Raw genomic sequence first — 25,024 nt, forward strand, 5'->3', positions numbered from 1 at the left:
CATTCCTTTTCCTCGTTTGATCGGTTCTGCCCCGCCGGCGGGGGGGGGGGCCCCCCCCCCCCCCCCCCCCTCCACCGCAGTTGCCGCAGCGCAGCGATTGACAACGCCATGATCTTTCCCGTATCCCATCCGTGACGCAATAAAATTACCCTCCCGACTCGCGAGGCCCCGATGTCCGACAAACCCTGGCTCTTCCGCACCTACGCCGGCCACTCCACCGCTGCGGCCTCGAACGCGCTCTACCGGACGAACCTCGCCAAGGGCCAGACGGGCCTTTCCGTGGCTTTCGACCTGCCCACCCAGACCGGCTACGACTCCGACGACCCCCGCTCCCGCGGCGAGGTCGGCAAGGTTGGCGTCCCGATCGCCCACCTCGGCGACATGCGCGCGCTGTTCCAGGACATCCCGCTGGAGCAGATGAACACCTCGATGACGATCAACGCCACGGCCCCCTGGCTCCTCGCCCTCTACATCGCCGTGGCCGAAGAGCAGGGCGCCGACATCTCGGCACTGCAGGGCACCGTCCAGAACGACATCATCAAAGAATACCTCTCCCGCGGCACCTACATCCTGCCGCCGCAGCCGTCCCTGCGCCTGATCACCGACGTCGCGGCTTACACTGGCAAGCACCTGCCCAAGTGGAACCCGATGAACGTCTGCAGCTACCACCTGCAAGAGGCCGGAGCCACGCCGGAACAGGAACTGGCCTTCGCCCTGGCCACCGCCTGCGCGGTCCTCGATGATCTGAAAGTGAAAGTCCCTGCCGCAGATTTCCCCGCAATGGCGGGCAGAATGTCGTTTTTTGTAAATGCCGGCATCCGCTTCGTGACCGAGCTCTGCAAGATGCGCGCCTTCACGGCCCTCTGGGACGAGCTTCTCGAAACCCGCTACGGCATCACCGACCCCAAGTTCCGCCGCTTCCGCTATGGCGTCCAGGTCAACTCCCTCGGCCTGACCGAGCAGCAACCGGAAAACAACGTCTACCGCATCCTGATCGAGATGCTGGCCGTCACCCTCTCGAAGAACGCCCGCGCCCGCGCCGTGCAGCTTCCCGCCTGGAACGAGGCACTCGGGCTGCCCCGTCCCTTCGACCAGCAATGGTCGCTTAGGATGCAGCAGATCCTCGCCTACGAGACCGACCTTCTGGAATACGACGACCTCTTCGACGGCAACCCGGCCATCGACCGCAAGGTCAACGAGCTGAAGGCCGGAGCCCTGGAAGAACTCGCCCATATCGACGCGATGGGCGGGGCCGTCGCTGCCATCGCCTATATGAAGGGCCGCCTGGTCGAAGCCAACGCCGAACGGCTTGCGAAGATCGAAACCGGGCAGACCACCGTCGTCGGCGTCAACAAGTTCACCACCACCGAACCCTCTCCCCTCGCCACCGGCGAAGGCGCGATCATGACCGCCGACCCGAAGGCCGAGGCCGACCAATGTGCCCGCCTCGCCCAGTGGCGCGCCACCCGCGACCCGGAGGCCGTAAGCAAAGCCCTGTCAGCCCTCCGCCAGGCCGCCCAGTCCGGCGAAAACATCATGCCCGCCTCCATCGCCTGCGCGAAGGCCGGCGTCACCACCGGCGAATGGGGCGGCGCCATGCGCGCGCTCTACGGCGAATACCGCGCCCCGACCGGCGTCAGCCGCCACCCCTCGAACCGCACCGAAGGCCTGGAACCCGTCCGCGACGCCGTGGCCCTTGTCGCCACCAAACTCGGCCGCCCGATGCGCCTCCTCCTCGGCAAGCCCGGCCTCGACGGCCATTCCAACGGCGCCGAGCAGATCGCCGCCCGCGCCCGCGACTGCGGGATGGAGATCACCTACGACGGCATCCGCCTCACCCCCGAAGAGATCGTCACCGCCGCCGCCGAGAAGCAGCCGGACGTGATCGGCCTCTCCATCCTCTCCGGCTCCCACATCCCGCTGATCCGCGAAACCCTGGACCTCATGCAGAAGCAGGGCCTCACCCAACCCCTCGTCGTCGGCGGCATCATCCCCGACGACGACGCCCGGCCCTTGAAGGCGATGGGCGTGGCGCAGGTCTACACGCCCCAGGATTTCCAGCTGAACCGGATCATGCTGGACCTGGTCGCGCTGGCGGATTCGGCACCCGTGGCCGCGGAATAGTCCTTCCGCTTGCCCGTCCATCAAGATCCGGAAAACACCACCCTTGACGCAAGTCAAAGCTTCGGGGGGCAAGACGACCTAGAAGGGCCCAAACAGCCCTTCGGAGGTCCTTATGTTCGATCGCATCCGCACCCTGATCCACCGTCTGCACGAAGTGCAGGAGGTCAACGCCCTTTCGGACCGCGATCTCGCCGATCTCGGCATGAGCCGCGACCAGGTGCTGGAGTTCCTGCGAATGCCGCGCGACATCGACCAGCGCGTCACAGCGATGGGGGCGATCTTCGGCCTGTCCGACACCGAGCTCAAGCGGGACCACGCCCTCTGGGTCGAGATCCTGTCCACCTGCGGCCACTGCGCCGACCGCACCGCCTGCGCGCGGCTTCTGGCCAAGGGGGCCGAGGCGAAGCCGGGTGAGGCGACCTTCTGCGGCAACCGTGAGGTCTTCGGCGATCTCAGGACCGCCGCGGCCTGATCACTCGTCGGCGGCCTCAGAGGGCGGGGCCTCGGCCCTCCGCCAGATCGAGGCCCCGTTCTCGTAGACCTTGACCAGCCCCTGCGCCGCACGCGCCTCGCGTCCGATGTCCAGGATCAGCTCGCGCCGCGTCACGCCGCGCAGGAACATGCAGCGGCGCGGCAGGGCATGGGCCTCGAGCTCGGGGTTGATCTGCCGGAAGAACTGCTTTTCCGGGTCCAGCCCCGGCTTCATCCGCCGCGCCGCCTCGCGCAGGAAGTCGCCGTCGAAGACACCGGGCGAGGTCGAGAAGGCGTTCACCAGAAAATCCTCGACGATCCGCCGCCCCTTCTTCACCACCCGCCGCGAGGTCTGGTGATAAAGCCCGCGGGTATGCTTCGACTGGCACATGAAGGTCACCGCACCGACGTCCGGTTCGAACAGCGGATCGATCCGTTCCGGCCCGATGGGTTCCAGCGCCAGCCAGTCGTCCTCCAGGTGCAGGACCCGCGGCGCGCTGGTGGCCGACCAGGCCCGGATGACGGCCGAGGCGAAATCCGGCGTCTCGGGCCGAAAGATCAGCGCGTCAGGGAAATGCCTGCGGATCAGCGCCTCGCAGCGGTCGCCCTCGGCGCTGTCCCCCATGAACGGGTCCAGGTTGGCGATCAGCCGGCGGATCGGGAAGTTCGGGAACACGTCGCGACAGAAGGACTCCAGCGTCCGGGCCAACAGCCCCTCGCGATGTCCGGCGATCAGCGTGACGTCATAGTCCAAGCGGCACGTCCCTTGTAAGATGGCTTCCGGATACCGCAGGCGCGCAGGTCGCACCAACGGATTTTTCCGCCCTTGCGGGACGGGACCAGGATCATCATTAATACGCCAACAAATTTTTGGCGCATCGGGCCAAAGGGGGACAGCATGACATTCCACATCGGCGCCAAGCCCGGCGACATTGCCGAAACCGTGCTTCTTCCCGGCGACCCCTACCGTGCCCGATGGGCGGCGCAAACCTTCCTGGAAAACCCCGTCCTGGTGAACGAGGTCCGCGGAATGCTGGGCTTCACCGGTACCTGGCGCGGCCACCGCGTCACCATCCACGGCTCTGGCATGGGGATGCCGTCGCTGTCGATCTACGCCAACGAGCTGATCCGCGACTATGGCGCCAAGACCTTGATCCGCGTCGGTTCGGCGGGCGCGCTGCCCACCCATGTCAAGGTCCGCGACGTGGTCCTGGCCCAGACCTGCTCCACCGTCGGCTCGCCCTCGCGCACGATCTTCAAGGAGCTGAACTTCGCCCCCTGCGCCGACTTCCACCTGCTGTCGAAGGCCCACGCCGCCGCGCTTGCCAAAGGCACCCCGGTCCATGTGGGCGGGATCTACTCCTCGGACACCTTCTATGACGAACGCCCCGACCTCACCGAACAGCTTCTCCGCCACGGCTGCCTCGGGGTCGAGATGGAGGCCGCCGAACTTTACACCCTCGCCGCCCGCCACGGGGCCCGCGCGCTGGCGATCCTGACCATCTCGGACCACATCACCACGGGTGAGGCGCTGCCCGCCGATCAGCGCGAACGCAGCTTCGGCGCGATGATCGAAATCGCGCTCGAGGCCGCCTTCGCCTGACCCCTTGCACCCGGCCGCCGCGCGCCCATCTTCAACGGGAAACCAACGGGTAGGGTCTCATGCTCTCGCGTCGCTTCGTGCTTCTCCTGCCCCTGACGTTCCTTGCCCTCGGGTCTGCCTATACCGTGACACGACCGGCCAGTGCCGGTCCGACGCTGGACGCCGAAACGGCCTTCCAGCGCGCGCGTGCGGGTGAGATCCTCCTCGTCGACATCCGCCAGCCGCAGGAATGGGCCGAGACCGGCAGCCCCGAGGGTGCCCAGCGGCTCGACCTCCGCAGCCCCGACTTCCTCGACCGGCTCTCCGCGCTGGCCGAAGGCGACCGCCACCGACCCATCGCACTCATCTGTGCCAGCGGCGGACGGTCCTCCCGCACCGCCCAGGCCCTGACCGAGGCGGGGTTCACCAACGTCCTCGACGTCTCCGAAGGCATGCTTGGCTCCGCCGCCGGCCCCGGCTGGATCGCGCGCGGCCTGCCCGTCGTCACCGACTGACCGCCTTCCGGCTTGCATCCGTCCGGCCAGACGGCTTTTCTCTCCGGACCTGACCGGAGTCTATCATGTCCCACCTCGCCCCCCGCCCCTGGGTTCCCGCCGCCTGCGAGACCTACATCCAGCGCCTCGCCACCGACGCGGGCAAACCCTCCGCCCAGGTCGCCTCCCGCCTCGACACCCTCATCGCGCAGAACCGCGAGATCCACGATCAGGACTGCTTCAACCTCAACCCCGCCACGAACGTGATGAACCCCCGGGCCGAGGCCGCGCTGGCCTCCGGCATCGGCTCCCGCCCCTCGCTCGGCTACCCCGGCGACAAGTACGAGATGGGCCTGGAGGCCATCGAGGAGATCGAGGTCATCGCCGCCGAACTCGCCGCCGAAATCTTCCACGCGCGCTACGCCGAAATCCGGGTCGGCTCGGGCGCGCTGGCCAATCTCTACGGCTTCATGGCGCTCGCCAAACCCGGCGACAGCATCATTGCGCCCCCCGGCAGCATCGGCGGCCACGTCACCCACCACGCCGCCGGCTGCGCTGGCCTCTACGGCCTCACGACCCACGCCGCTCCCATCGACGCCGACGGCTATACCCTTGACCTGAAAGCCCTTCAGGACCTCGCCCATGCGGTCCGCCCGAAGATCATCACCGTCGGCGGCAGCCTGAACCTCTTCCCTCACCCCGTGGCAGAGGTCCGCAAGATCGCCGACCAGGTCGGCGCGAAAGTCCTCTTCGACGCCGCCCACCAGTGCGGGATCATCGCAGGCGGGGTCTGGGCCAACCCGCTCGCTGAAGGCGCGCATCTGATGACGATGTCGACCTACAAATCCCTCGGTGGCCCCGCCGGCGGCCTGATCGTCACCAACGACGCCGAGATCGCGAAAGCCCTCGACACCATCGCCTTCCCCGGCCTCACCGCCAACTTCGACGCCGCGAAGTCCGCCGCGCTCGCCTATACCCTCCTCGACTGGCGGGACCATGGGCAGGCCTATGCCAAGGCCATGGTCGACCTCGCCAAGGCCCTCGCGACCGAACTGAAGAACCTCGGCCTCCCCGTCTTCGCCGCTGACCGGGGCGCCACCACCTCGCACCAGTTCGCCATCGAGGCCGCCCCCTTCGGCGGGGGTCAGGCCGCCTCCAAGACCCTCCGGAAAGCCGGTTTCCTCGCCTGCGGTATCGGCCTGCCGATCCCCGAGGTCCCCGGCGACATGAACGGCCTCCGGATCGGCACCCCCGAGCTTGTCCGCCGCGGCGTCACCCCCGCCGACGCCCCGGCGCTGGCCGCCCTCATCGCCGAGGCCTTGCGCTCCAACGCCCCCGAAACCGTCGCCCCAAGGACCAAGGCGCTGCGCCAGAAGTTCCAGGGCCTGCACTACGTGACGCCATGAAGACCCGCAAACTCGGCAAGCACGGCCCCGACGTCTCAGCCCTTGGCCTCGGCTGCCTCTCCTTCGGCGGCATGTTCGGGCCCACGACGGAAGCGGAAACGCTCGGAACCCTCGACGCCGCCTGGGACGCCGGGATCACCTTCCTCGACACGGCAAACGGCTACGGCAAGGGAGTCTCGGAAACCTTCATCGGCACCTGGCTCAAACGGTCGGGCAAACGCCCCCACATCGCGACCAAGGCCGCCTTCACCGACGACCCCGCCCGCCGGATCGACAACCGCCCCGAACACATGCGCGCGGAACTCGAAGGCTCGCTGCGGCGCCTCGGCGTGGACCACGTCACCCTCTTCTACGCCCACCGCCACGATCCCTTGATCCCGGCCGAGGACCTCGCCGGGACGATGCAACGCCTTCATGAGGAAGGCAAAATCCTGGGCTACGGCCTTTCGGAAGTCGGCCCCTACACGCTGGAACGCTGCCACGCCGTCCACCCGGTGATGGCCGTCCAGAACGAATACTCGCTCTGGACCCGCACGCCCGAACTCGGCCTCATCCAGCGCTGCGCCCAGTTGGGAGTGGCCTTCGTTCCCTTCTCCCCCCTCGCGCGCGGGGCCTTCGGGACGCCCATGGCCGACCCCGCCACCTTCGCCCCGAACGAATTCCGCAGCCGCATCCCCCGCTTCACGCCCGAGTTCTGGCCGCACAACAAGGCGAAGCTCGAGGCCTTCCACGCCTATGCGCGCCAAAGGGGCTTCACCCCTGCCGCCCTCGCGCTGGCCTGGCTTCTCGACCGCGCGCCGCACATCCTGCCCATTCCGGGCACTCGCACGGCGGATCACCTGCGCGCCTGGGTCAATGCGCCAGAGATCGACCTGACCGACAAGGACCGGGACGAGATCGACCGTATCCTGCCGGTCGGCTGGGCCTGGGGCGACCGCTACGACGACCACATGGCCGCGACGGTGGAACGCTACTCCTGACCGTGGCTCCGGTCATAAGGATTCGGCCCTGACGGCGCCCAGCCGACGGGCGGGGCCTTGGGCTTGAACACCTGCACCAGAAGCGGATGGCACGCCGCCACGTCCGAGGAATGTTCGCTGGAACAATCCCCGCCCGGACAGGCCGACAAGACCCCCAGAAGGTCGATCTCTGCCATGAACTCCAGGTAATCCCCCGGCCGGACGGGGCTTGCCTTCATGAAATACTGCCCAGTGTCGCGGGTGAACCCGGTGCACATGAAGACATTCAGCACGTCATGCACGTGCAGCTCCGCCGCCTTTGCCGGCAGCCCCCAATGGTCCGCCACCGCGCGGGTCAGGTTCGAATGGCAGCAATGGTGATACTGCTCCCCACCGGACAGAAGCGCATGGGTATAGGGGTCACACCGCGTGCCGATCACGTCATGGACCGACCCGCCGAAGGCATCGAACCCGTACCAGTCCAGCGTATCTTCGGTGATCGTCGCCATTGGGCGCAGATAGGGCAGGCAGGACCACATCCGGTCCCCGGTGCTAAGATGCGTCCCGTGCAGGGCGCGTGTCTTGCCCGAGAAGAACCGCTCGCCGAGGTTTTCCGCCGCAAACAGGTTCAGGTCGCCCACCTGAGGCCCCTCGACGCTGACGATCCGGAAGAAGCACCCCGCCGGCACCTCGAAACTCCGCGCCTCCCGCGGGGGCACCAGCACTTCGGACGCCAACGTCCACCCCTCCCGCGCCGCGCGATAGGCGGCCAGGTCGGGCCGGGGCAGCCCCTCGACCGGATAGCAGATCACGGGGACCACCGCCTTGCGGGCAGTGGCATCGACAGGGGCGGGGTGTTCGGGACGGTCCAGCTTCATGGCCGCAAGTCTTTCCGGAACCCAAGCCCCCCGCAAGCGCCGATTTCTTCAAAGAAATCGGACCGGAGCCTTCAAAGGCTCCGTCTCGGAGTTTTCAAAAACTCCGCGCTCCTACCCACTGTCCCGCAGACAATCCTTCGGCTCGGCCCCCCGCGCGGTCGCCCCGCAGGCCACGCAATGCCAATGATCCGGCGCCACGCTGCGGTCCAGCCGCCAGCGGCAGTTTCGCGTCAGCGTCGAATTCCGCCGGGTCAGCCAGAGATACAGGAACACCGAGACCGCGAGAAGGATCAGAAGAACCGGCATCCGCCCCCCCGCCTCATCGCTGCACCTCGCCCTTCGCCAGATCGGCTTCGTCCATCGCCTTCAGCACCCGCATCTCGCGCTCGAGGAAATAGTTCAGAGCAGTCCGGATCGTCGCCGTCGCGGCAAGCTTGCCGATCTCCTCCCAGCCGGGAGCGATCGACGTGGACAGCACGTCCGCCGCAAGCTGGAACTCCAGCGCCAGGCTCAGGTAGCGCGCCAGCGTGATCCGCAGCCGGATGTTCCGCGCGCCACCGCGCTGCGTCAGGAACCCGACCAGCGAAACGACGATCCCGATCCCGATCACCGCCGCCCCCGCCGCCTCGACGACAAGACGCAGCCACAGAACCGCTTCGTTCAGCCAGGCCTCTCCCAAACTTCGCATCCGCCCATCCCTTGTCTGCCGATGGGCGGGCGGGCATCAGACCACCCGCTCGACCATCATCTTCTTGATCTCGGCAATCGCCTTCGCCGGGTTCAACCCTTTCGGACAGGTTTTGGCGCAGTTCATGATCGTGTGGCAGCGATAAAGTTTGAACGGGTCCTCGAGCTGGTCCAGCCGCTCGCCCGTCGCCTCGTCCCGGCTGTCAATGATCCACCGATAGGCATGAAGCAGCGCCGCCGGCCCCAGGTAGCGGTCCGAATTCCACCAGTAGCTCGGGCAAGAGGTCGAGCAGGACGCGCACATCACGCATTCATAAAGCCCGTCCAGCTTCTTGCGGTCCTCGATCGACTGCCGCCACTCCTTGGCCGGGCGGTTGGTCTTGGTCTCCAGCCAGGGCATGATGCTGGCGTGCTGGGCGTAGAAATGCGTCAGGTCCGGGATCAGGTCCTTGATGACCGGCATGTGCGGCAGCGGATAGATCCGCACATCGCCCTTGATCTCGTCCAGCCCGTAGATGCAGGCCAGCGTGTTGATCCCGTCGATGTTCATCGCGCAGGACCCGCAGATCCCCTCGCGGCAGGACCGGCGGAAGGTCAGCGTCGGGTCGATCTCGTTCTTGATCTTGATCAGAGCGTCCAGGACCATCGGGCCGCACTGGTCCATGTCGATGAAATAGGTGTCGACCCGCGGGTTCTCGCCGTCATCGGGATTCCAGCGGTAGATCTGGAACTTGCGGACATTCTTGCCCTCGGGCTTCGGCCAGGTCTTGCCGGTGCGGACCTTGGAATTCTTCGGCAGGGTAAGTTGAACCATGTTGCGTTCCCTTGATGTCTTGATCAGCCCGGTCAGCCAGCCAGAAAGCTGGGCGGCACCGAGCTGATGCCTTTGATTGCTGCACTCATTTCGGCAAGATAGACCTGCATGTTCCGTTCGGCGGGGACCTTGTCCTCGTGCCGGGCCTGTTCCCACGCGGCGGCGTCGCCCAGGGCGGCGGCCAGATAGGCTTGCTGGTCCCAGCGCGACCGAAGATCCAGCCCCATCGCCTGAAACCCGTCCAGAAGGGCGTCCGTCCGGTAGAAGACGGCGTTCAGGTGCGGATACCCCCTGCCGTCCCGGTCCCGCATCTTCAACACCCCGCCGTTGGTGTTCAGATAGGTCAGTTTCCGCACGCGCGGCCGCAGCATCGGGCGCGCCAGGTACCGGACGCGGCGCTTGAGGACATAGACCTCCTGCCGCACGCGACCCAGAAGCTGGCGCCCGTGCAGCGCCGAGCCCTCGGCAAAGATCAGCGTCCGCGCCCCGGCATAGCGTTCCAGTTGCGCGCGGATGGACAGTCCGGCCGGGTCGAAGATCGTGACCCCCAACTCCTGCAGAAGCTGGACCAGGTAGCTCTCTCCCAGGTGGGACCCCTGCCCCTTCGCCGCAAGACCGGCCCGCGTCACATAGACGATATCGCCCGGCACCGGGTCGATGCCGTGGCGGTCGGGCAGCGCATCCAGGAGGTCGAGGTAGCCGGCATCGGGTGCCTTCCCCCACAGGACTTCGCCCTGCGGCACGACCGACAGGCGGCGCGCAAGGGTCGGCCGGGAGATGATCCGGACACGGTCGCGCCGCACGCCGTACCAGTTCAGCACGTCGTGGAAATGGGGGGCCACCTGCTCGGGATCGCGGTCCTTCTCGATCATGAACAGCACCAGGTCGTCGGGCCGGGCGTGAATGCCCGGCAGGACCCGCGTCAGGTGTTCCGAGACGAGATGCCCGAAATGCGGATGCAGGTAACCGCCCCAGATCGCGTCCTCGGTGATCTCTTCCTCGCAGGGCTCCTCGGTCGGAAGGGCATCGACGGGAACGCCCGGCAGGCGGCAGAAGCGCGCCGTCGTCTGCGCCTCGAAATCGGGCCAGACCGGCCCGCCCAACGGGTCGTGCTCGCGCAGGGCCTGCAGCGGCATCACCGGAACGTCCCGGAATGTCTGCACAGCGCTCATCCCTGGACGCCACCCGTGGCGCAGCCGCAGGACGGCCCGACCGCCAAGCTGTGCACCCCGCCCGCCCGCATCAGCGCCAGTCCGGTCGCATGTAAAGCGGTCGGCTCGGCGGCTCGCCCGTCTTCTGCATCACGCAGGACTCGTAGACCGCCGCAGGGTCCTTCCCCAGAAGGAAATCCGAACTCACGCTCAGCTCGATCCCGGCCGAAGTCCGCCCGCCCGATCCCGCCCCGACCGAAACCTCGCCCCTCGGCTGTTTCGCCAGACGGGCGCGTTCGAAGCACTGCCGCTCCGCCTCGGCCAGGGTCATCGGGCCACAGGCCGCAAGCATGGCGGGAACGAGAAGCATCACGGCAAGGCGTTTCATCGGTCCGTCTCCTCAGGCGCTTGCAGCCATCGCGGGCGCATCCGGGCGGATCGTCCCCGGCGGCACCAGTTCCATCCGTCCCATCCGCCCGCGGCCCGGAGTGAAATCCTCCAGCACCTGCAAGCCGTTCGCCCGGATCCGCGAGGCCCGCATGTGCATCGTCCGCACCCGCTGCCCGGTCAGCGAGTGCTTCAGGAACCGCTCGGAATGAAGCCGCTTGCCCCGCGCGCAATAGGCCCCCATCCGGTCCGCCCGCTTGCCATAGGCCGCCACGGCCTCGGCCCCCTTCACCAGGGCGAAGCGGTCGTTGTGGCCAAACCACTGCGACCAGTCCGGCACCAGGACAAAGGACCGATGCGCCCGGCCCAGCATGTCCAGATGCTCGGCCGCGCTGTCATGGTACAGAAGATCCGGCCGGGCGAAGATCACAATGTCGGGGCCGAAGGCCTCGGCCATCAGTGTCACCCGCTTCAGCGAATGCAGCTGGTGCACCAGATTGCGGAACGATGCGAAATCATCGCGCCAGATGTCGCCCTTGGCCTGCATCTCGGCCACCGGATACAGCTCCAGGCAGGGCCCCGGTTCTTCCAGTTCGATCTCGTCCAGCGCAAGGAGCCGGTATTCCTCGGGATCAAGCGCGCCGGATTCGCCGGACCTTGGGTTGCTGATCGCGGTCTGGCGGAAGAAATGCCCGTAAAGCCGCACTTCCCGTGCGATGGCCCGCGCCGGGTCCACGAGGTTCTGAGTGATCGATGGCAGGGTCAGCCGCAGCGCCCGGGTGATGCCGAAGAAGACGACCGCGACCTTCAGGTCCGGTCTGATGCGCCCCTTCTTCGCCCCGGTTGCCGCTTCCGTCGCCATTGCTCAGCCCGCAAGCGGCGGCACGCCATTGGCCGCGTAGCAGGCCTGCGCCGCCGGCCGCACCGCGATCTGCCGGATCGTGGCCTTGGTCGCGGTGCCTGCCTCGACGCCGACGTCGCGCGCCAGCAGCTCCAGCTCGTCCTGCGTGGCCGCATCCAGGATGCACTTCGTCGCCAGCCGCGCCGGTTCCGCCGGCATGTCGATGTTGACCACCGGGAACACCACCGAATGCGCCGTCCGCTTCAGCGCGGAATCGACCAGTTCGGCCGGGTCACAGGCCGACAACGCCAGGATGGCCGTCAGGATCAAGACGCCGTTCATCTTGTACAATACCCCGTTCCTCCCTGCATCAAACCGCCACCGGCCGCACAGGATCCCCCGGAAGTCGCCCGGGTCGATCTCGGCGCCGCCTGAACGGCAGGCTTTCCTGGCTGGCCACCATCGATCACGCGCGCGATGCAGGCGTTGGCGACCTCGGCCTGCGCCTCCGTCACGTTCGGACCCGGCCGGACGATGAACGTCATGCGATCATTGCGCAAAGAGGAGCTGGCCGAGTAGCTGCCAGTGATCCCCGCCTCGCCAATGCAGGCGGCCATGGTGTCCCGGGTAAGCCCGCCATAGCTGACACAGCCGGCGACGAGCCCCGACAGCAAAGCCAGGGCAAGACCGTGTCGACCGACTGCGCGAACCTGTTTCAATCAGAACTTCCTTTCTGCGGGCGCGATCTTCGCCAATGCGATGCCGCCCTGGGCTTCGGTGGTCAGAGGGTCGGTGTGCACCGCCCGGTAGTCAAGCGTCACCTTGTCCCCGTCCACCCAGGCCAGCGAATGCTTGCGCCAGTTCACGTCGTCGCGGTGCGGATGGTCCTCATGCGCATGGGCCCCCCGGCTTTCGGTCCGGGCATGGGCACCATAGATCGTCGCCAGGGCGTTGGGCATCAGGTTGGTCAGTTCCAGCGTCTCCATCAGGTCGCTGTTCCAGACAAGGCTCCGGTCGGTGACTTTCAGATCGCCCATCTTGCCCGCGATGGCCGTCATCTTCTTCTCGCCCGCCGCCAGCGTCTCCTCGGCCCGGAACACCGCCGCATCGGCCTGCATGGTCTTCTGCATCTCCAGCCGCAGCTCGGCGGTCGGGATCGCGCCCTTGGCGTTCCGCAACTCGTCGAAGCGGCCCAGAGCCTTGTCGACCTCGGCCTTGTTGGTCGCGGGCACGCTGGAGGCACGATCCACCACCTGCCCCGCCCGGATCGCCGCAGCGCGGCCAAAGACCACGAGGTCGATCAGGCTGTTCGACCCCAGCCGGTTCGCGCCATGAACGCTGGCACACCCGGCCTCGCCCACCGCCATCAGGCCCGGGAAGACCGCATCCGGGTTCTCCTTCGTCGGGTTCAGCACCTCGCCCCAATAGTTCGTCGGGATGCCGCCCATGTTGTAGTGCACCGTCGGCAGCACCGGGATCGGCTCCTTGTGGAGGTCGACGCCCGCAAAGATGCGCGCCGATTCCGTGATCCCCGGCAGCCGGGCCTCCAGCGTCTCGCGCGGCAGGTGGTTCAGGTGCAGGTGGATGTGGTCCGCATTGGCCCCCACCCCGCGCCCTTCCCGGATCTCCAGCGTCATGCACCGGCTCACGTAATCCCGCGGCGCCAAGTCCTTGTAGTGCGGCGCGTAGCGCTCCATGAACCGCTCGCCCGCGCTGTTGGTCAGATACCCGCCCTCACCGCGAGCACCTTCGGTAATCAGGCAGCCCGAGCCATAGATGCCGGTCGGGTGGAACTGCACGAACTCCATGTCCTGCAGCGGGAGACCGGCCCGCGCCACCATCCCGCCGCCGTCCCCGGTGCAGGTATGCGCCGAGGTGGCCGAGAAATAGGCCCGCCCATAGCCGCCCGTCGCCAGCACCACCATCTTCGCGTTGAAGACATGGATCGTGCCGTCGTCCAGCTTCCAGGCCACCACGCCCGTGCAGGCCCCGTCGGTGATGATCAGGTCCAGCGCGAAGTATTCGATATAGAACTCGGCGTTGTTCTTCAGGCTTTGGCCATACAGAGTATGCAGGATCGCATGCCCCGTCCGGTCCGCCGCCGCGCAGGTCCGCTGCACCGGCGGGCCATTCCCGAACTCCGTCGTGTGCCCGCCGAAGGGCCGCTGGTAGATCTTGCCCTCTTCCGTGCGGGAAAACGGCACCCCGTAATGCTCCAGCTCGTAGACCGCTTTCGGGGCCTCCCGCGCCAGGTATTCCATCGCGTCGGTGTCGCCCAGCCAGTCCGAACCCTTCACGGTGTCGTACATGTGCCACTGCCAGTGGTCCGGCCCCATATTGCCCAAGCTGGCGGCAATCCCGCCCTGCGCGGCCACGGTATGCGACCGCGTCGGGAACACCTTCGTCACGCAGGCCGTCCGCAGCCCCTGCTCGGCCATCCCCAGCGTGGCGCGCAGACCGGCCCCGCCAGCCCCCACCACCACGACGTCGTAATCATGCGTCTCGTACGGATAGGCAGTCATCATCAGATCCTTACAGAGCCATCCGGGCCAGGGCGAAAAGCCCTGTCGCGGCGATCACCCAGGCCAGCGAGATCACGAAGATGATCAGCATCTTCCGCGTCGTGCCCCGGGCATAGTCCTCGATCATCGTCGTCGCGCCCATCGCGAAGTGGCGCATCCCCACCACCAGCACCAAGGCGGTCAGGATCGCCGGGAACGGGCGCGAGAAGGTCTCCAGCACCACCTCGCGGCTTTCGCCCAGCGTCTTGCCGAAGACGTAAAGCCAGACCGGTACCAGGAAGGCGAGGCCCACGGACGAAACCGTCATCGCCCAGTGGTGTTCGGCTCCGTGATGGGCGGCGCCGCGGCCCTCGGCCCGTTTGCGGGGGGTCAGATAGCGCATGGCAGCCTCACTGAACCAGAAGAATTGTGATCACAGTCAGAACGACCGAGCCGACGATGCAGGCCCAGCCCAGCTTTTCCGCCGTCGGAATGTCCAGACCATGCCCCGCATCGAAGTAAAGATGCCGCAGCCCGGCCAGGTAATGGTACCAGACCGCCCAGAGCGACCCGGTGAACACCAGATCCCCGAACCAGCTGGTCGCCACCGCGTTTGCCGTCTCGAAATACGCCTCCGAAGTCGCCGCGGCCAGCAACCACCACACGCCCAACAGCACGCCAGCCACCAGAGCGTGCCCGGTGATCCGCGTCAGGATCGAGGAGATCGAGGTCATCTGCGGCCGGTAGTACGGCCCGATCATGAACGGAGAGAGGGGCCGTTCGACCCGCTTCGGTTCAGCCATTGCGGTTCCCTTCGTCGCTGTCCCTGCGACCGGCTTGCCCCGGCCCGGTGGCTACGCTTGTTGGTATTCTGAATAGCGCGGTTTTCCCGCCTGTCACGCCCGGATTGCCGCAATTGCAGCATGTTGACGCTATCAGGACCACATTTCCGCGGTCCGTGATCACAATTTTTCGCCGCGTGATCACAGATTTTCGCCAAGTCGCCCGATAGCGACTCAGCGCGGCACCAGCGCCCAGTAGTCGAGGTCCAGCAGCACCTCGGGCAGGTACTTCCCGTCCCCCCCGCGCAACTCCCCGGCCTTGCCCCGCGTCGCCACCAGCCGCAACCGCAGCGCCCCGACCGACGGCACGGTCGTCTCCGCCCGGTCCAGCACCTCGGACCAGGCCCGCACCGTATCCCCGGCAAAACAGGGGTTCGCATGCGCCCCCGCATTCAGCGCCACGATCATCTGCGCGTTCGCCAACCCGTTGAACGACAAGCTCCGCGCCAAGGAGATCACATGCCCCCCATAGATCAGCCGCTTGCCATCCTCGCGCTGGGTCACGTCGAAATGCACCTTGGCTGTGTTCTGCCACAGCCGCGTGGCCAGCATGTGCTCCGCTTCCTCCACGGTCACCGCATCGACGTGGTCAATGACCTCGCCCACCGCGTAGTCCCCCCAGCGATGCCCCTCCCCCGCCAGCCCGAAGTCATAACAGGAAAAGTCCAACCCCTCCGGCACCACCAGCGCGCCCGGGTCCACGACCGAAGCCAGCTCCGGCACATGAACCGGCACCACAACCTCTCGCCGCCGCTTCCGCACCATCACCCAGCGGACGTACTCCAGCACCACATCCCCGTGCTGGTTGATCCCGCGCGTCCGCACCCACACGACCCCCGTCGCGCCCGATGAGGTCTCCTTCAGCCCGATCACCTCGCTCTCCGACCGCAAGGTATCCCCCGGCCAGACCGGCAAAAGCCACCGCCCCTCGGCGTAGCCAAGGTTCGCCACCGCGTTCAGCGAAATGTCCGGCACCGTCTTGCCGAATACCGTATGAAACGCCACCAGGTCATCCAGCGGCGAGGCTTTCAGCCCCACGCCCTTCGCGAACTCGTCCGAGGAATACAAAGCCCCCCGCGCCGGATAGAGCGCATGGTAAAGCGCCCGCTCGCCCAGACCCACCGTGCGCGGCACCGCATGGCGGATCACCTCGCCCAAGGTGTAATCCTCGAAGAACCGCCCCGGATTCGTCTTCATTGCTCGCCCAGCTTCACGTCCGGGTGGTAGTCCCCCGGAGCCTCCTTCACCACCGCCTGCCCGCAGCGCATCACGCCATTGGCCGCGTCGAAGGCGTAAGTGGGGGAGCCATGCAGCTCCCACCCCTTGTTCAGCGCCGCCGTCACCTTGTGACAGAAGGCCGAGGTGTCATCCGCGCTCAAAAACCGATAGAGCTTCACGCCCCCAACTCCCTGCTTTCATCTTTGTCCAAATATCCCGCGGGGGGTTTGGGGGGCTGCGCAAGCCCCCCAATGAACCTCAGCCCCAGGGCGGCACCCCCAGCCAGTTGTGAACCAGCATGATCGCCACCATCACCACCACGGCGCCCACCACGGCCCCGATCTCCTTGCCCAGCGGCGCGGGTGCGGGAGGCGCTGGCCGCGGCTCGGCCTTGTTGATCAGGATCACCTCGACCACCGCCCAGGCAAGGATCCCGCCAAACAGGATCACGCTCGCCAGGTCGCCGTTCACCAGGAGATGCGCCACGGCCCAGGTCTTCACCGCCGTCAGCTGCGGATGCCGGATGACCCGCGTGATCCGGGTCTTCATGCCCGACGCCGCGTAAAGGTAGAAGGCGAAGAGCATCAACAGGTTGTTCAGATGCACCAGCCCGTCGACCCGCGGCCAGAGCTCCACATACTCCGCGCCCTCGATCCCCAGCCAGTCGCTGCCGCGGTAGCCCCAGACCATCAGCACGATCCCCGCGATGACCGCCACGGCGACCAGCCCCTTGCCCGGCTCGCCGAGACGCGCCCGCGAGGCCGGCGCCAGCCGCTTCCACAGATGCGCGCCCCACCACAGTGCCAGTCCCAGAACAATCAACGTCATCGCAGGCCTCCAGCCGGTTCATCGGGCGCACCCTGCCCCTAAACCGCCAGCGCCGCAATCGCCTCGGCCTTGCCGATCAGCGCCTCGGCCGTCGCCACGTGCAGGTTCTCGACGATCTTCCCGTCCACGACCGCCACACCTTCCCCCCGCGCCCGCGCCTCGGCATAGGCCGCGATCATCCGGCGGGCCAAAGCGACCTCCTCCTCCGACGGCGCGAAGACCTCGTTCGCGATCTCCAACTGCGCCGGATGGATCAGCGTCTTGCCATCGAACCCCATGTCGCGCCCCTGCTCGCATTCCGCCCGAAGACCCGCCTCGTCCTTGAAGGCGTTGAACACGCCATCGACGATCACCTTCCCCTCCGCCCGCGCCGCCAGCACGCAAGTGCCAAGCCCCGCCATCAGCGGCATCCGGTCGGGCCGGAACCGCGCGCCCAGCTCCTTCATCAGGTCATTGGTCCCCATGACCATCCCCTCCAGCCGCCCATGCGCCGCAATCGCCCCGGCGTTCAGACACCCCTTCGTCGTCTCCAGCATCGCCCAAAGCGGCACCGTCACCTTGCCCGCCACCGCATCCAGGTCCGCCGGCCCATTCACCTTCGGCAGCAGCACCGCATCCACCCCCGGATGGGTCCCGAACGCCGCAAGGTCCCCCTCGACCCACTCCGTCCCCAGCCCGTTGACCCGCACGATCCGCGCCCGCCCGCCATACTCTGCGCCCAACGCCGCACTCAGCACCTCCCGCGCCCGGACCTTCTCTTCAGGAGCAACCGCATCTTCCAGGTCGAAGATGATCGCATCCGCCACCAGCTCCCGCGCCTTCTCCAGCGCCCGCTCCCGCGAGGCAGGGATATACAGAACCGACCGATAGGGACGCGTCACGACTCACCTCCGCGCAATATTCTTGCGCTTGAAAGCACGGATCGGACACAAACGGCAAGCCCAAATCCGCCGCAGCGCAGAAAATGCCTTGGCGACCGCAGCACGGGGTGCGCCCCGTTAACCGCATGTCAGCCGAACCCCGGCAGCCTTCCGGCGTCCAAAGCCAGAAAGGCCCGCCCATGTCGCAACAGCTCTTCGCCCTCTCCTTCGGCCTCGCCGCCGTCCTTGCCGCCACCCAGGTCGCCCATTCCGCCCCGCAATGCGACAGCCGCGAGGCGGTTACGGCGCTTCTCGCCGACCGCTACAATGAGACCCGCCGCGCCGTCGGCATCGCGGGCCAGTCCGCGGTGATGGAGCTTTACGCCTCCGACGAAACCGGCACCTGGTCGATCACCATGACGCTGCCCGACGGCATCATGTGCCTGATGGCCTCGGGCGCGAACTACGAAGCGGTGACCGAGGACCTTCCGGCCAAGGGCGACCCCGCGTAAGGCTTGCACCGCTTGCACGCCCGGAACCCTGCCGCCTCGCACTCGTCCACCGAGCCGCGGAACTCCACGTTCCGCCGCAAGGGCGTCCGCGCCGGGCAGGTCATCCGGCAGAAGATCCCGGTGGTCTTCACGCAGACGAAGACCCGGGGAAACCGTCCGTCCCGCGCCGCAAGGCTTTCATAAAGCGCATCCGCGTCCGGCATCATGTGACCTTCGCAAACCTGGAACTGCCCAGGGCCCCAGGCGTCCCCTCTCCCCCCGGGGGAGAGGGTCAGGGTGAGGGGGAAACCCCGCCAACCCTTGCACACCGCCGCGCAAAGATCACCCACCCGCCCGCGGAACCCGCAACTTCCGGGTCAGATGACCCCCCAGGCCCCGTCCCAGATCAGCTTCAGCGAGATCAGCGCCAGCGCCCAGACCACCAGCCGGAAGAACAGCTTCTCCGGCATCAGCTGCACCAGCCGCACCCCCGCGAAGACCGCCACCACCGCCGGCACCGCCAGCACCGCCGCCGCCTTCAGGTTCGACGGGTTCAGCTGCCCCAGCGCATAATAGGGGATCAGCTTCACCGCATTGATGATCGCGAAGGCAATCGTCGTCGTCCCCGCGAAGACCGCCTTCGGCATCCCCAAGGGCAGCGTGTAGACCTGATAGGGCGGCGCCCCCGCGTGGCTCACGAAACTCGTGAACCCCGCGATGCTTCCCCAGAACAGGCCCGGAGCTACCTCGGCCCGCTTCGGCTCCACCACCACGGGCTTCCGCAGCAGGATGTTCAGCGCGAAGGCCAGCCCGATCAGCCCCACGACCAGCGTCACCGCCGCCTCCGACACCAGCGAGGCCGTGGCCCAGCCGATCCCGACCCCGAGAACCGCCCCCGGCACAACGATCGACAGCACCCGCCGGTCGAAGGCATGGCGATAGGCGTAAAGGCCAAAGATGTCCGACACGACATAGACCGGCAACAACAGCCCCGCGGCCACCACCGGGTTGATGACCAGAGCCAGCACCGGGACCCCCAGCATCCCTACCACGGGCACGCCACCCTTCGACATCCCCACCAGCGCCGCCGCCACGACGGCCGCCACCCAGAATCCCAGATCTTCCATCGCGTCCTCCGCCAGCGTTACCGCTAACCCCTTCCTTCCCGGGCCGAAAGGCGGAAATTTTTGCATACAATGGTATACCATGCTTCTCCGAAGGCTGGACAGACGCCGCGTTAGCCGCTACCCAAACCCCCGATTCATCCCAACGGAGGCTCCCATGGCCAGACCCAAGATCGCCCTCATCGGCGCCGGTCAGATCGGCGGCACGCTTGCACATCTGCTCGCGCTCAAGGAACTGGGCGACGTCGTCCTGTTCGACATCGCCGAGGGCACCCCGCAGGGCAAGGCCTTGGACCTCGCCCAGTCCGGCCCGGTCGAGGGCTTCGACGCCGCCCTCCGCGGCACCAACTCGTATGAGGACCTCAAGGGCGCCGATGTCTGCATCGTCACCGCCGGCGTTCCCCGCAAGCCCGGCATGTCGCGGGACGACCTCCTCGGCATCAACCTCAAGGTCATGAAGTCGGTGGGTGAAGGCATCAAGGCCAACTGCCCGAACGCCTTCGTGATCTGCATCACCAACCCGCTCGACGCGATGGTCTGGGCGCTGCGCGAATTCTCGGGTCTCCCGCACAACAAGGTCATCGGCATGGCCGGCGTGCTCGACAGCGCCCGCTTCCGCCACTTCCTGTCGCTCGAGTTCAACGTCTCGATGAAGGACGTCACCGCCTTCGTCCTCGGCGGCCACGGCGACACCATGGTGCCCTCCGTCCGCTACTCCACCGTCGGCGGCATTCCCCTGCCTGACCTCGTGGCGATGGGCTGGACCACCCAAGAGAAGCTCGACGCCATCGTCCAGCGCACCCGCGACGGCGGGGCCGAGATCGTGGGCCTCCTGAAGACCGGCTCGGCCTTCTACGCCCCCGCCGCCTCGGCCGTCGAAATGGCCGAAGCCTACCTCAAGGACCAGAAGCGCCTCCTCCCCTGCGCCGCCCACGTCAAGGGCGCCTACGGGCTCGACGGCCTCTATGTCGGCGTCCCCGTCATCATCGGCGCCGGCGGGGTAGAGCGTGTGGTCGAGGTGAAACTCGACGCCACCGAGAAGACCATGTTCGACAAGTCCGTCGACGCGGTGAAGGGCCTTGTGACCGCCTGCAAGGGCATCGACCCGACGCTGGCCTGACACCCTTCGGTGCGACAAACCTGACCTTGAATGCGCAGCCCCCGGCTGCGCATTCTGCATTTCAGCCCCAGTGAAAGTGTCGCCCGTGAAAGCCGCCCTCCTTGCCGTCCTGGCTCTTGCCACCCCCGCCGCCGCCCAGACCCTCTCGGCCGAGATCGGCGCAAACGGCATCGCCCCCACCCTTGCCCGGTTGAAGGCCCAGCCCGAACCTGCGCTGGAAGACATCTTCGCCATCGGCGGTCTGCATTTCCTGTCGGGCATCGAGCGCGCCCTGCAACTGCAATGGCGCAGCGGCATGGACCAGGCAGCCAGCGGGGCGGGCGACACCCTGGGCATCCCGCTCCTCCGCCTGCCCCTGCCGCCGAACCCCGACCCCGACCCGTTCCAGGGCGCGCTGGTCAGCCAGCTTTTCGCCGACCTCGACGCTGACATGCAGGCCGCCCGCACCGCCCTTGCCACCCTGCCCCAGGGCGAGGACTTCGGGCTTGACCTCAGCTTCGCCGACCTCTGGTTCGACGTGAACGCGAACGGCACCCGCGAGGCCGAGGAAACCGCGCTGACTCTTGTCGGCCGGCAACTCATGGGCTGGCAATGGCAGGACCCCGACCCCGCCACGCCGCCGCTGGTCGTGCGCTTCGACGCCGCCGATGCCGCCTGGCTGACGGCCTACACGCACCTCATGTCCGGCATCGCCAACACCATCCTGGCCTATGACCCCGCCGCCAGCATCGACCGCGTGCTTGCCACCCGCGCCGCCTTCGGCCCGACGCCGCCCTCCGAATATCCGTCTTACTTCGATTTCGAGACCTTCGCCGACGCCTTCGCCATGCTGGAAGGCGCGGTGAACCAACCCCCCGACGCCACCCGCGCGAAGGCCGCCAAGGACCATTTCCTGGCAATGATCGCCGAGAACCGCCGCTTCTGGTCCGCCGTGGCGCGTGAGACGGACAACGACCGCGAATGGATCCCGAACGACCGCCAATCCTCGGCGCTCGGCATCACGCTGCCCCCCGGCACCGCCGACACCTGGCTGGGCGTCCTGGCTGATGGCGAGGCGCTGCTGCAAGGCCGCCTCCTCATCCCCTACTGGCGCGGTGAAGCCGGGCAGGGCCTGAACCTCGGCCGGATGTTCGACGACCCCGCGCCGGTGTCGATCACCGGCTGGATCCAGGGCTGGTCTGCCGTGCCATATCTGGAAAAGGGTCCCGTGATCGACGACACCAGCTTCCGCCAGTTCGAGGCGCTGATGGGCGGCAATGCCGGTCTGATGATGGTGTTCCTGAACTGACCGCAGCGCGCCATCCCGTCGCGCACCGACCCTACTAAGCAAGCGTAGGGTGCGTGATTTCACGCACCATCTGCCCTCGACGTCATGCGCAACGGCCTGATGTCTCGGATGAAATCGACCACTGTTCCGCAATCACTGGCGCGCGAAATCACGCACCCTGCGGGCGGCACCATGTGCATTCACCACCGATACCGCCCCAACCGGATATCGCGATGCGCCGATGAATACGCCCAATCCTGCGGTTTCTCGACCAGGCCGTGCTTCACTGGGTTCCACCAGCAATGGCGAACATGCGCGGCGAAATCCGCTTCGTTCCGGATATGCCGATCCCGGAACCGCCGCTGCCATATCCCGCGCTCCTGCCGCGGTTCGTGGCTTGGTCGCAGCGGCCCGGCAGGCATCCCCCGGGAAAACCGCGCCTTGATCAGCCGCCACCGGGACGAAGTGTCCGCATCGCCATCGGGCAAGGTCCAAAGCGCGTGCAGATGGTCCGGCAGGACGACCCAGGCTCCGGCCGCTGAAGCGCGCCTTGGATGGTCCATCACCTCACGGAGCTTCCGATTTGCCCTTTCCCAAATACTCCCGCCGGACGCATCCCCCGCAAGACACCTCGCACCTCCTCTCCCCGCAAGGCGCCTCCCTCCCCCCTCCGTGGGGGAGGGATGGGGTGGGGGGCTCCCGGGGCACCCAATTCCCAATCCTTAACACTACCCTAACGGAAGATCCCAACCCCTTGAAACTCCTCACATCCCGGCTTTTGTCCACCGTGGACACATACCAACCCTCTTGCCCCGCCGCCCCAAATCCGGCATCCCAACCCCAGACCCAAAGCCCCGGAGGCCCCCCGATGGACTATTCGAAATCCGGCAACCCCAAGGGCTCCCGCAGTACCCTTCGCGGCCCCGACCACGCCCAGAAAGGCGCGCCCAAGGCCGTGAAGCCCCCGCGCGAGACCCCCGAACAGCTCCTCGCCCGCATGAAGGCCGCCGCCGCCGCGAAGAAGGACCCGAAAGCCTGACGAGGCTCTCCTCACCCTACCTCGCCCCCGGCTTCTATGAGGACGCCATCGCCAAGGGCCGCCACCGCGACATCGTCGGCGGCCGCTGGGACGAGACGGGGCGCGTCCAGATGGCCGCCCTCCTGTCCGCCGGGATGACCCCGCAGGACCACCTCCTCGACATCGGCTGCGGCTCCCTGAGGCTCGGCCACAAGGCCGTCCCCTTCCTCCACCCCGGCCACTACTGGGGCACCGACGCCTCTCTCTCCCTGATGCGGCACGGTCGCCTGACGGAACTCCCCGACCCGTCGCGCCTGCCCGAAGACCACCTCATCGAAGACACCACCTTCGCCTTCCCGGGCATCCCCGACACCATCACGCTCGCCATCGCCTTCGGCGTCTTCACCCACCTCCCCCACGCCGACCTCGCAACCACCCTCCAGAACCTCCGTCGTTTCCCGAACCTGCGCGCCACCCTCTTCACCACCTTCCTCTCCGACGCCCCCACCTCCACCCGCCAGCCCGACGGCGTCGTCACCCATCCCGACCGCCCGCCCTACCACGTCTCGGAAACCCAGGTCGCCCAGACCGTCCGCAACGCAGGCTTCACCCCCACCCGCCTCCCCACGCTCCTCCCCCGCGGCCAGGTCCTCTGGACCGCCACCTGACGGCTTTCCCCACCTTGCACCGCGGCCACGGCACCCCCACACTCCCCTGAAAAGGAGACCAACATGCGCACCCTGGCCCTCGTCCTGCTCCTCGCCACCCCCGTCGCGGCCGAGACCATCTCCGAAGAAATCGCCCGCACCGGCCTCACCGCCACCGAAACCCGCCTCGCCGCGCTGCCCTCCCCCACCAATGAGGACCTCTTCGCGCTCGCAGGCCTCCACTTCCTCGGCGGGGTCGAGCAGGCGCTGCAACTGCGCTGGAAGACCGGGGTCAAGGCCGACTGGTCGGAACTCCCCATCCTCCGCCTCCCGATCCCGGAAAACCCGAACGCCATCCCCTTCCAGGCCGCCGACTTCACCGCGCTCATCCGCAACCTCGACGCCGACATGGACGCCTCCCGCGCGGCCCTCACCCAACTCGGCGACAAGCCCTTCTCGCTCCCGATCCGCGTCGCCGACCTCTGGTTCGACATCAACGCCAATGGCACCCGCGAGCCTGGGGAAAGCCTCGCCGAAGTCACCGGCATGGCCCTCGGCGGCGGCCGCGGCATGGGCCTCGCCGTGGAAGACCCGGTCATCACCTTCGACACCGCCGACGCCGCCTGGCTGTCGGCCTACACCCATTTCCTCTCCGGCTTCGCCTCCACCGCCCTCGCCTACGACCCCGAGCCCGCCATCCAGCGGGTCATCGACAGCTCAAAACAAATCTACGCCCTCTGGGGCACCACGCCCCCCAACAACGCGATGGACATGATGTTCGGCCGCCAGGTCGACCGCGTGGCCATGGTCCTGATCGCGCTCTCCAAGACCCCCGACAAGGCGCTGGCCCAGGACGCCTACAGCCATTTCCTGTCGATGATCGAAGAGAACCGCCGCTTCTGGTCCCTCGTCGCGCTGGAGACCGACAACACCGGCGAATGGGTCCCGAACGACGCCCAGGTCTCCGGCCTCGGCCTGATGATGCCCCCCGGCACGGGCGAGCGCTGGCAGGCGGTCCTCGCCGACGCCGATAAGGCGCTGAAGGGCGAGCTTCTCATCCCCCACTGGCGCTTCGGGGCCGAAGCCGGGATCAACCTGAAGAAGGCCTTCGAGAACCCGCCCGCCGTCGACCTCGTCACCTGGATCCAGGGCGAGGGCCTCCTGCCTTACGCCGAGAAGGGTCCCCAGATGTCCGGCCAGGCCTGGCGCGACTTCGAGGACATCGTGCAGGGCGACGCGATGCTCTTCGCCGTCTTCCTGAACTGACCGGGCCGCGATTTCTTCGAAGAAATCGCATCGGAGCCTTCAAAGGCT

General features: G+C 67.3%; 31 protein-coding genes. 12 read left to right on the forward strand and 19 right to left on the reverse strand.

Annotated elements, in window-relative coordinates:
* Positions 1-171 precede the first annotated feature (171 nt).
* Both ACE3Q6_RS10705 and ACE3Q6_RS10710 read left to right on the forward strand, forming a co-directional pair.
* On the forward strand, positions 172-2,124 hold the full coding sequence (locus tag ACE3Q6_RS10705) for a protein meaA (protein ID WP_374432002.1): 1,953 nt from the start codon (positions 172-174) through the stop codon (positions 2,122-2,124).
* 112 nt (positions 2,125-2,236) lie between these two features.
* Positions 2,237-2,596: a DUF6455 family protein gene (locus ACE3Q6_RS10710; protein ID WP_374432004.1), complete on the forward strand. Its 360-nt coding sequence runs from the start codon at positions 2,237-2,239 to the stop codon at positions 2,594-2,596.
* Here ACE3Q6_RS10710 and ACE3Q6_RS10715 read toward each other — a convergent pair whose 3' ends face one another.
* On the reverse strand, positions 2,597-3,349 hold the full coding sequence (locus tag ACE3Q6_RS10715; protein ID WP_374432006.1) for a hypothetical protein: 753 nt from the start codon (positions 3,347-3,349) through the stop codon (positions 2,597-2,599).
* Between the two features lie 144 nt (positions 3,350-3,493).
* Here ACE3Q6_RS10715 and deoD point away from each other — a divergent pair, with 144 nt between their 5' ends.
* The 4 genes from deoD (at position 3,494) to ACE3Q6_RS10735 (ending at position 7,057) form a co-directional block, all read left to right on the forward strand.
* A complete protein-coding gene (deoD, locus tag ACE3Q6_RS10720; protein WP_374432008.1) occupies positions 3,494-4,198 on the forward strand; it encodes a purine-nucleoside phosphorylase in 705 nt (234 codons plus the stop codon).
* Between the two features lie 59 nt (positions 4,199-4,257).
* A complete protein-coding gene (locus ACE3Q6_RS10725) occupies positions 4,258-4,692 on the forward strand; it encodes a rhodanese-like domain-containing protein (protein ID WP_374432010.1) in 435 nt (144 codons plus the stop codon).
* Positions 4,693-4,757: 65 nt separating this feature from the next.
* Positions 4,758-6,077 carry a serine hydroxymethyltransferase gene (gene glyA / locus ACE3Q6_RS10730; RefSeq protein ID WP_374432012.1) on the forward strand — a complete coding sequence of 440 codons (1,320 nt, stop codon included), beginning with the start codon at positions 4,758-4,760 and terminating at the stop codon, positions 6,075-6,077.
* Positions 6,074-7,057: an aldo/keto reductase gene (locus ACE3Q6_RS10735; protein ID WP_374432015.1), complete on the forward strand. Its 984-nt coding sequence runs from the start codon at positions 6,074-6,076 to the stop codon at positions 7,055-7,057. The genes glyA and ACE3Q6_RS10735 overlap by 4 nt, the downstream gene beginning before the upstream one ends.
* On the opposite strand, the gene ACE3Q6_RS10740 is transcribed toward ACE3Q6_RS10735, so the two are convergent.
* The 16 genes from ACE3Q6_RS10740 to ACE3Q6_RS10815 form a co-directional block, all read right to left on the reverse strand.
* Positions 7,048-7,914 (reverse strand): urea carboxylase-associated family protein, encoded by an 867-nt coding sequence (locus ACE3Q6_RS10740; protein WP_374432017.1) that lies wholly within the window; start codon positions 7,912-7,914, stop codon positions 7,048-7,050. The genes ACE3Q6_RS10735 and ACE3Q6_RS10740 overlap by 10 nt on opposite strands.
* A gap of 111 nt (positions 7,915-8,025) precedes the next feature.
* On the reverse strand, positions 8,026-8,220 hold the full coding sequence (locus tag ACE3Q6_RS10745) for a hypothetical protein (protein ID WP_374432019.1): 195 nt from the start codon (positions 8,218-8,220) through the stop codon (positions 8,026-8,028).
* A 13-nt stretch (positions 8,221-8,233) separates the two neighbouring features.
* Complete coding sequence (locus tag ACE3Q6_RS10750; RefSeq protein ID WP_374432021.1) at positions 8,234-8,602, reverse strand: DUF1622 domain-containing protein; 369 nt, start codon at positions 8,600-8,602, stop codon at positions 8,234-8,236.
* Positions 8,603-8,638: 36 nt separating this feature from the next.
* Positions 8,639-9,415: a succinate dehydrogenase iron-sulfur subunit gene (locus ACE3Q6_RS10755; protein WP_374432023.1), complete on the reverse strand. Its 777-nt coding sequence runs from the start codon at positions 9,413-9,415 to the stop codon at positions 8,639-8,641.
* A gap of 32 nt (positions 9,416-9,447) precedes the next feature.
* A complete protein-coding gene (locus ACE3Q6_RS10760; protein WP_374432025.1) occupies positions 9,448-10,578 on the reverse strand; it encodes a glycosyltransferase 61 family protein in 1,131 nt (376 codons plus the stop codon).
* A 79-nt stretch (positions 10,579-10,657) separates the two neighbouring features.
* Positions 10,658-10,954: a hypothetical protein gene (locus ACE3Q6_RS10765; protein WP_374432027.1), complete on the reverse strand. Its 297-nt coding sequence runs from the start codon at positions 10,952-10,954 to the stop codon at positions 10,658-10,660.
* A 12-nt stretch (positions 10,955-10,966) separates the two neighbouring features.
* Positions 10,967-11,815, reverse strand: a complete 849-nt coding sequence (locus ACE3Q6_RS10770; RefSeq protein WP_374432029.1) for a hypothetical protein — start codon at positions 11,813-11,815, stop codon at positions 10,967-10,969.
* 3 nt (positions 11,816-11,818) lie between these two features.
* Positions 11,819-12,136, reverse strand: a complete 318-nt coding sequence (locus ACE3Q6_RS10775) for a hypothetical protein (protein ID WP_374432031.1) — start codon at positions 12,134-12,136, stop codon at positions 11,819-11,821.
* Entirely contained in the window at positions 12,133-12,513 is a 381-nt protein-coding gene (locus ACE3Q6_RS10780) for a hypothetical protein (protein WP_374432033.1), read from the reverse strand. Before ACE3Q6_RS10780 ends, ACE3Q6_RS10775 begins: the two co-directional genes overlap by 4 nt.
* Positions 12,514-14,316 (reverse strand): succinate dehydrogenase flavoprotein subunit, encoded by a 1,803-nt coding sequence (gene sdhA, locus ACE3Q6_RS10785; RefSeq protein ID WP_374432035.1) that lies wholly within the window; start codon positions 14,314-14,316, stop codon positions 12,514-12,516.
* A gap of 10 nt (positions 14,317-14,326) precedes the next feature.
* The gene (gene sdhD, locus ACE3Q6_RS10790; RefSeq protein ID WP_374432037.1) at positions 14,327-14,698 is read right to left on the reverse strand and encodes a succinate dehydrogenase, hydrophobic membrane anchor protein; all 372 of its coding nucleotides are present in this window, start codon (positions 14,696-14,698) and stop codon (positions 14,327-14,329) included.
* A 7-nt stretch (positions 14,699-14,705) separates the two neighbouring features.
* A complete protein-coding gene (gene sdhC / locus ACE3Q6_RS10795) occupies positions 14,706-15,098 on the reverse strand; it encodes a succinate dehydrogenase, cytochrome b556 subunit (protein WP_374432040.1) in 393 nt (130 codons plus the stop codon).
* A gap of 213 nt (positions 15,099-15,311) precedes the next feature.
* Positions 15,312-16,334 carry a MaoC family dehydratase gene (locus tag ACE3Q6_RS10800; protein WP_374432042.1) on the reverse strand — a complete coding sequence of 341 codons (1,023 nt, stop codon included), beginning with the start codon at positions 16,332-16,334 and terminating at the stop codon, positions 15,312-15,314.
* Entirely contained in the window at positions 16,331-16,534 is a 204-nt protein-coding gene (locus ACE3Q6_RS10805; RefSeq protein WP_374432045.1) for a DUF1737 domain-containing protein, read from the reverse strand. Before ACE3Q6_RS10805 ends, ACE3Q6_RS10800 begins: the two co-directional genes overlap by 4 nt.
* Positions 16,535-16,613: 79 nt before the next feature.
* Positions 16,614-17,183 (reverse strand): NnrU family protein, encoded by a 570-nt coding sequence (locus tag ACE3Q6_RS10810; RefSeq protein ID WP_374432048.1) that lies wholly within the window; start codon positions 17,181-17,183, stop codon positions 16,614-16,616.
* Positions 17,184-17,221: 38 nt separating this feature from the next.
* Positions 17,222-18,064 carry a CoA ester lyase gene (locus ACE3Q6_RS10815; protein ID WP_374432050.1) on the reverse strand — a complete coding sequence of 281 codons (843 nt, stop codon included), beginning with the start codon at positions 18,062-18,064 and terminating at the stop codon, positions 17,222-17,224.
* A gap of 179 nt (positions 18,065-18,243) precedes the next feature.
* Here ACE3Q6_RS10815 and ACE3Q6_RS10820 point away from each other — a divergent pair, with 179 nt between their 5' ends.
* Positions 18,244-18,555 carry a hypothetical protein gene (locus ACE3Q6_RS10820; RefSeq protein WP_374432051.1) on the forward strand — a complete coding sequence of 104 codons (312 nt, stop codon included), beginning with the start codon at positions 18,244-18,246 and terminating at the stop codon, positions 18,553-18,555.
* Here the strand turns inward: ACE3Q6_RS10820 and ACE3Q6_RS10825 are convergent.
* Entirely contained in the window at positions 18,507-18,758 is a 252-nt protein-coding gene (locus ACE3Q6_RS10825) for an Ada metal-binding domain-containing protein (RefSeq protein ID WP_374432053.1), read from the reverse strand. The two genes, ACE3Q6_RS10820 and ACE3Q6_RS10825, sit on opposite strands and share 49 nt — an antisense overlap.
* 153 nt (positions 18,759-18,911) lie before the next feature.
* Entirely contained in the window at positions 18,912-19,661 is a 750-nt protein-coding gene (locus ACE3Q6_RS10830; RefSeq protein WP_374432055.1) for a sulfite exporter TauE/SafE family protein, read from the reverse strand.
* A gap of 154 nt (positions 19,662-19,815) precedes the next feature.
* Between ACE3Q6_RS10830 and mdh the strand changes: the two genes are divergently transcribed.
* From mdh to ACE3Q6_RS10855, 5 genes are all read left to right on the forward strand, one after another.
* Complete coding sequence (gene mdh, locus ACE3Q6_RS10835; RefSeq protein WP_374432057.1) at positions 19,816-20,778, forward strand: malate dehydrogenase; 963 nt, start codon at positions 19,816-19,818, stop codon at positions 20,776-20,778.
* Between the two features lie 85 nt (positions 20,779-20,863).
* Entirely contained in the window at positions 20,864-22,066 is a 1,203-nt protein-coding gene (locus ACE3Q6_RS10840) for a hypothetical protein (RefSeq protein WP_374432059.1), read from the forward strand.
* An 847-nt stretch (positions 22,067-22,913) separates the two neighbouring features.
* Entirely contained in the window at positions 22,914-23,084 is a 171-nt protein-coding gene (locus ACE3Q6_RS10845; RefSeq protein WP_374432061.1) for a hypothetical protein, read from the forward strand.
* A 110-nt stretch (positions 23,085-23,194) separates the two neighbouring features.
* Complete coding sequence (locus ACE3Q6_RS10850) at positions 23,195-23,731, forward strand: class I SAM-dependent methyltransferase (RefSeq protein WP_374432066.1); 537 nt, start codon at positions 23,195-23,197, stop codon at positions 23,729-23,731.
* Positions 23,732-23,794: 63 nt separating this feature from the next.
* Complete coding sequence (locus tag ACE3Q6_RS10855; protein ID WP_374432068.1) at positions 23,795-24,976, forward strand: hypothetical protein; 1,182 nt, start codon at positions 23,795-23,797, stop codon at positions 24,974-24,976.
* The last annotated feature ends 48 nt before the right edge of the window (positions 24,977-25,024 follow it).

This window comes from Tabrizicola sp., assembly GCF_041913445.1.
Taxonomy (GTDB): domain Bacteria; phylum Pseudomonadota; class Alphaproteobacteria; order Rhodobacterales; family Rhodobacteraceae; genus Tabrizicola.

What these genes read in the sequence shown, in the direction of transcription:
- ACE3Q6_RS10810 (WP_374432048.1), bottom strand. Translation starts at nt 17,183, where the DNA reads ATGACGTTGATTGTTCTGGGACTGGCACTGTGGTGGGGCGCGCATCTG.
- deoD (WP_374432008.1), top strand. Translation starts at nt 3,494, where the DNA reads ATGACATTCCACATCGGCGCCAAGCCCGGCGACATTGCCGAAACCGTG.
- sdhD (WP_374432037.1), bottom strand. Translation starts at nt 14,698, where the DNA reads ATGCGCTATCTGACCCCCCGCAAACGGGCCGAGGGCCGCGGCGCCGCC.
- ACE3Q6_RS10825 (WP_374432053.1), bottom strand. Translation starts at nt 18,758, where the DNA reads ATGCCGGACGCGGATGCGCTTTATGAAAGCCTTGCGGCGCGGGACGGA.
- sdhC (WP_374432040.1), bottom strand. Translation starts at nt 15,098, where the DNA reads ATGGCTGAACCGAAGCGGGTCGAACGGCCCCTCTCTCCGTTCATGATC.
- ACE3Q6_RS10830 (WP_374432055.1), bottom strand. Translation starts at nt 19,661, where the DNA reads ATGGAAGATCTGGGATTCTGGGTGGCGGCCGTCGTGGCGGCGGCGCTG.
- ACE3Q6_RS10755 (WP_374432023.1), bottom strand. Translation starts at nt 9,415, where the DNA reads ATGGTTCAACTTACCCTGCCGAAGAATTCCAAGGTCCGCACCGGCAAG.
- ACE3Q6_RS10770 (WP_374432029.1), bottom strand. Translation starts at nt 11,815, where the DNA reads ATGGCGACGGAAGCGGCAACCGGGGCGAAGAAGGGGCGCATCAGACCG.
- sdhA (WP_374432035.1), bottom strand. Translation starts at nt 14,316, where the DNA reads ATGACTGCCTATCCGTACGAGACGCATGATTACGACGTCGTGGTGGTG.
- ACE3Q6_RS10725 (WP_374432010.1), top strand. Translation starts at nt 4,258, where the DNA reads ATGCTCTCGCGTCGCTTCGTGCTTCTCCTGCCCCTGACGTTCCTTGCC.
- mdh (WP_374432057.1), top strand. Translation starts at nt 19,816, where the DNA reads ATGGCCAGACCCAAGATCGCCCTCATCGGCGCCGGTCAGATCGGCGGC.
- ACE3Q6_RS10855 (WP_374432068.1), top strand. Translation starts at nt 23,795, where the DNA reads ATGCGCACCCTGGCCCTCGTCCTGCTCCTCGCCACCCCCGTCGCGGCC.
- ACE3Q6_RS10735 (WP_374432015.1), top strand. Translation starts at nt 6,074, where the DNA reads ATGAAGACCCGCAAACTCGGCAAGCACGGCCCCGACGTCTCAGCCCTT.
- ACE3Q6_RS10845 (WP_374432061.1), top strand. Translation starts at nt 22,914, where the DNA reads ATGGACTATTCGAAATCCGGCAACCCCAAGGGCTCCCGCAGTACCCTT.
- glyA (WP_374432012.1), top strand. Translation starts at nt 4,758, where the DNA reads ATGTCCCACCTCGCCCCCCGCCCCTGGGTTCCCGCCGCCTGCGAGACC.
- ACE3Q6_RS10710 (WP_374432004.1), top strand. Translation starts at nt 2,237, where the DNA reads ATGTTCGATCGCATCCGCACCCTGATCCACCGTCTGCACGAAGTGCAG.
- ACE3Q6_RS10745 (WP_374432019.1), bottom strand. Translation starts at nt 8,220, where the DNA reads ATGCCGGTTCTTCTGATCCTTCTCGCGGTCTCGGTGTTCCTGTATCTC.
- ACE3Q6_RS10800 (WP_374432042.1), bottom strand. Translation starts at nt 16,334, where the DNA reads ATGAAGACGAATCCGGGGCGGTTCTTCGAGGATTACACCTTGGGCGAG.
- ACE3Q6_RS10850 (WP_374432066.1), top strand. Translation starts at nt 23,195, where the DNA reads ATGGCCGCCCTCCTGTCCGCCGGGATGACCCCGCAGGACCACCTCCTC.
- ACE3Q6_RS10775 (WP_374432031.1), bottom strand. Translation starts at nt 12,136, where the DNA reads ATGAACGGCGTCTTGATCCTGACGGCCATCCTGGCGTTGTCGGCCTGT.
- ACE3Q6_RS10705 (WP_374432002.1), top strand. Translation starts at nt 172, where the DNA reads ATGTCCGACAAACCCTGGCTCTTCCGCACCTACGCCGGCCACTCCACC.
- ACE3Q6_RS10750 (WP_374432021.1), bottom strand. Translation starts at nt 8,602, where the DNA reads ATGCGAAGTTTGGGAGAGGCCTGGCTGAACGAAGCGGTTCTGTGGCTG.
- ACE3Q6_RS10740 (WP_374432017.1), bottom strand. Translation starts at nt 7,914, where the DNA reads ATGAAGCTGGACCGTCCCGAACACCCCGCCCCTGTCGATGCCACTGCC.
- ACE3Q6_RS10765 (WP_374432027.1), bottom strand. Translation starts at nt 10,954, where the DNA reads ATGAAACGCCTTGCCGTGATGCTTCTCGTTCCCGCCATGCTTGCGGCC.
- ACE3Q6_RS10820 (WP_374432051.1), top strand. Translation starts at nt 18,244, where the DNA reads ATGTCGCAACAGCTCTTCGCCCTCTCCTTCGGCCTCGCCGCCGTCCTT.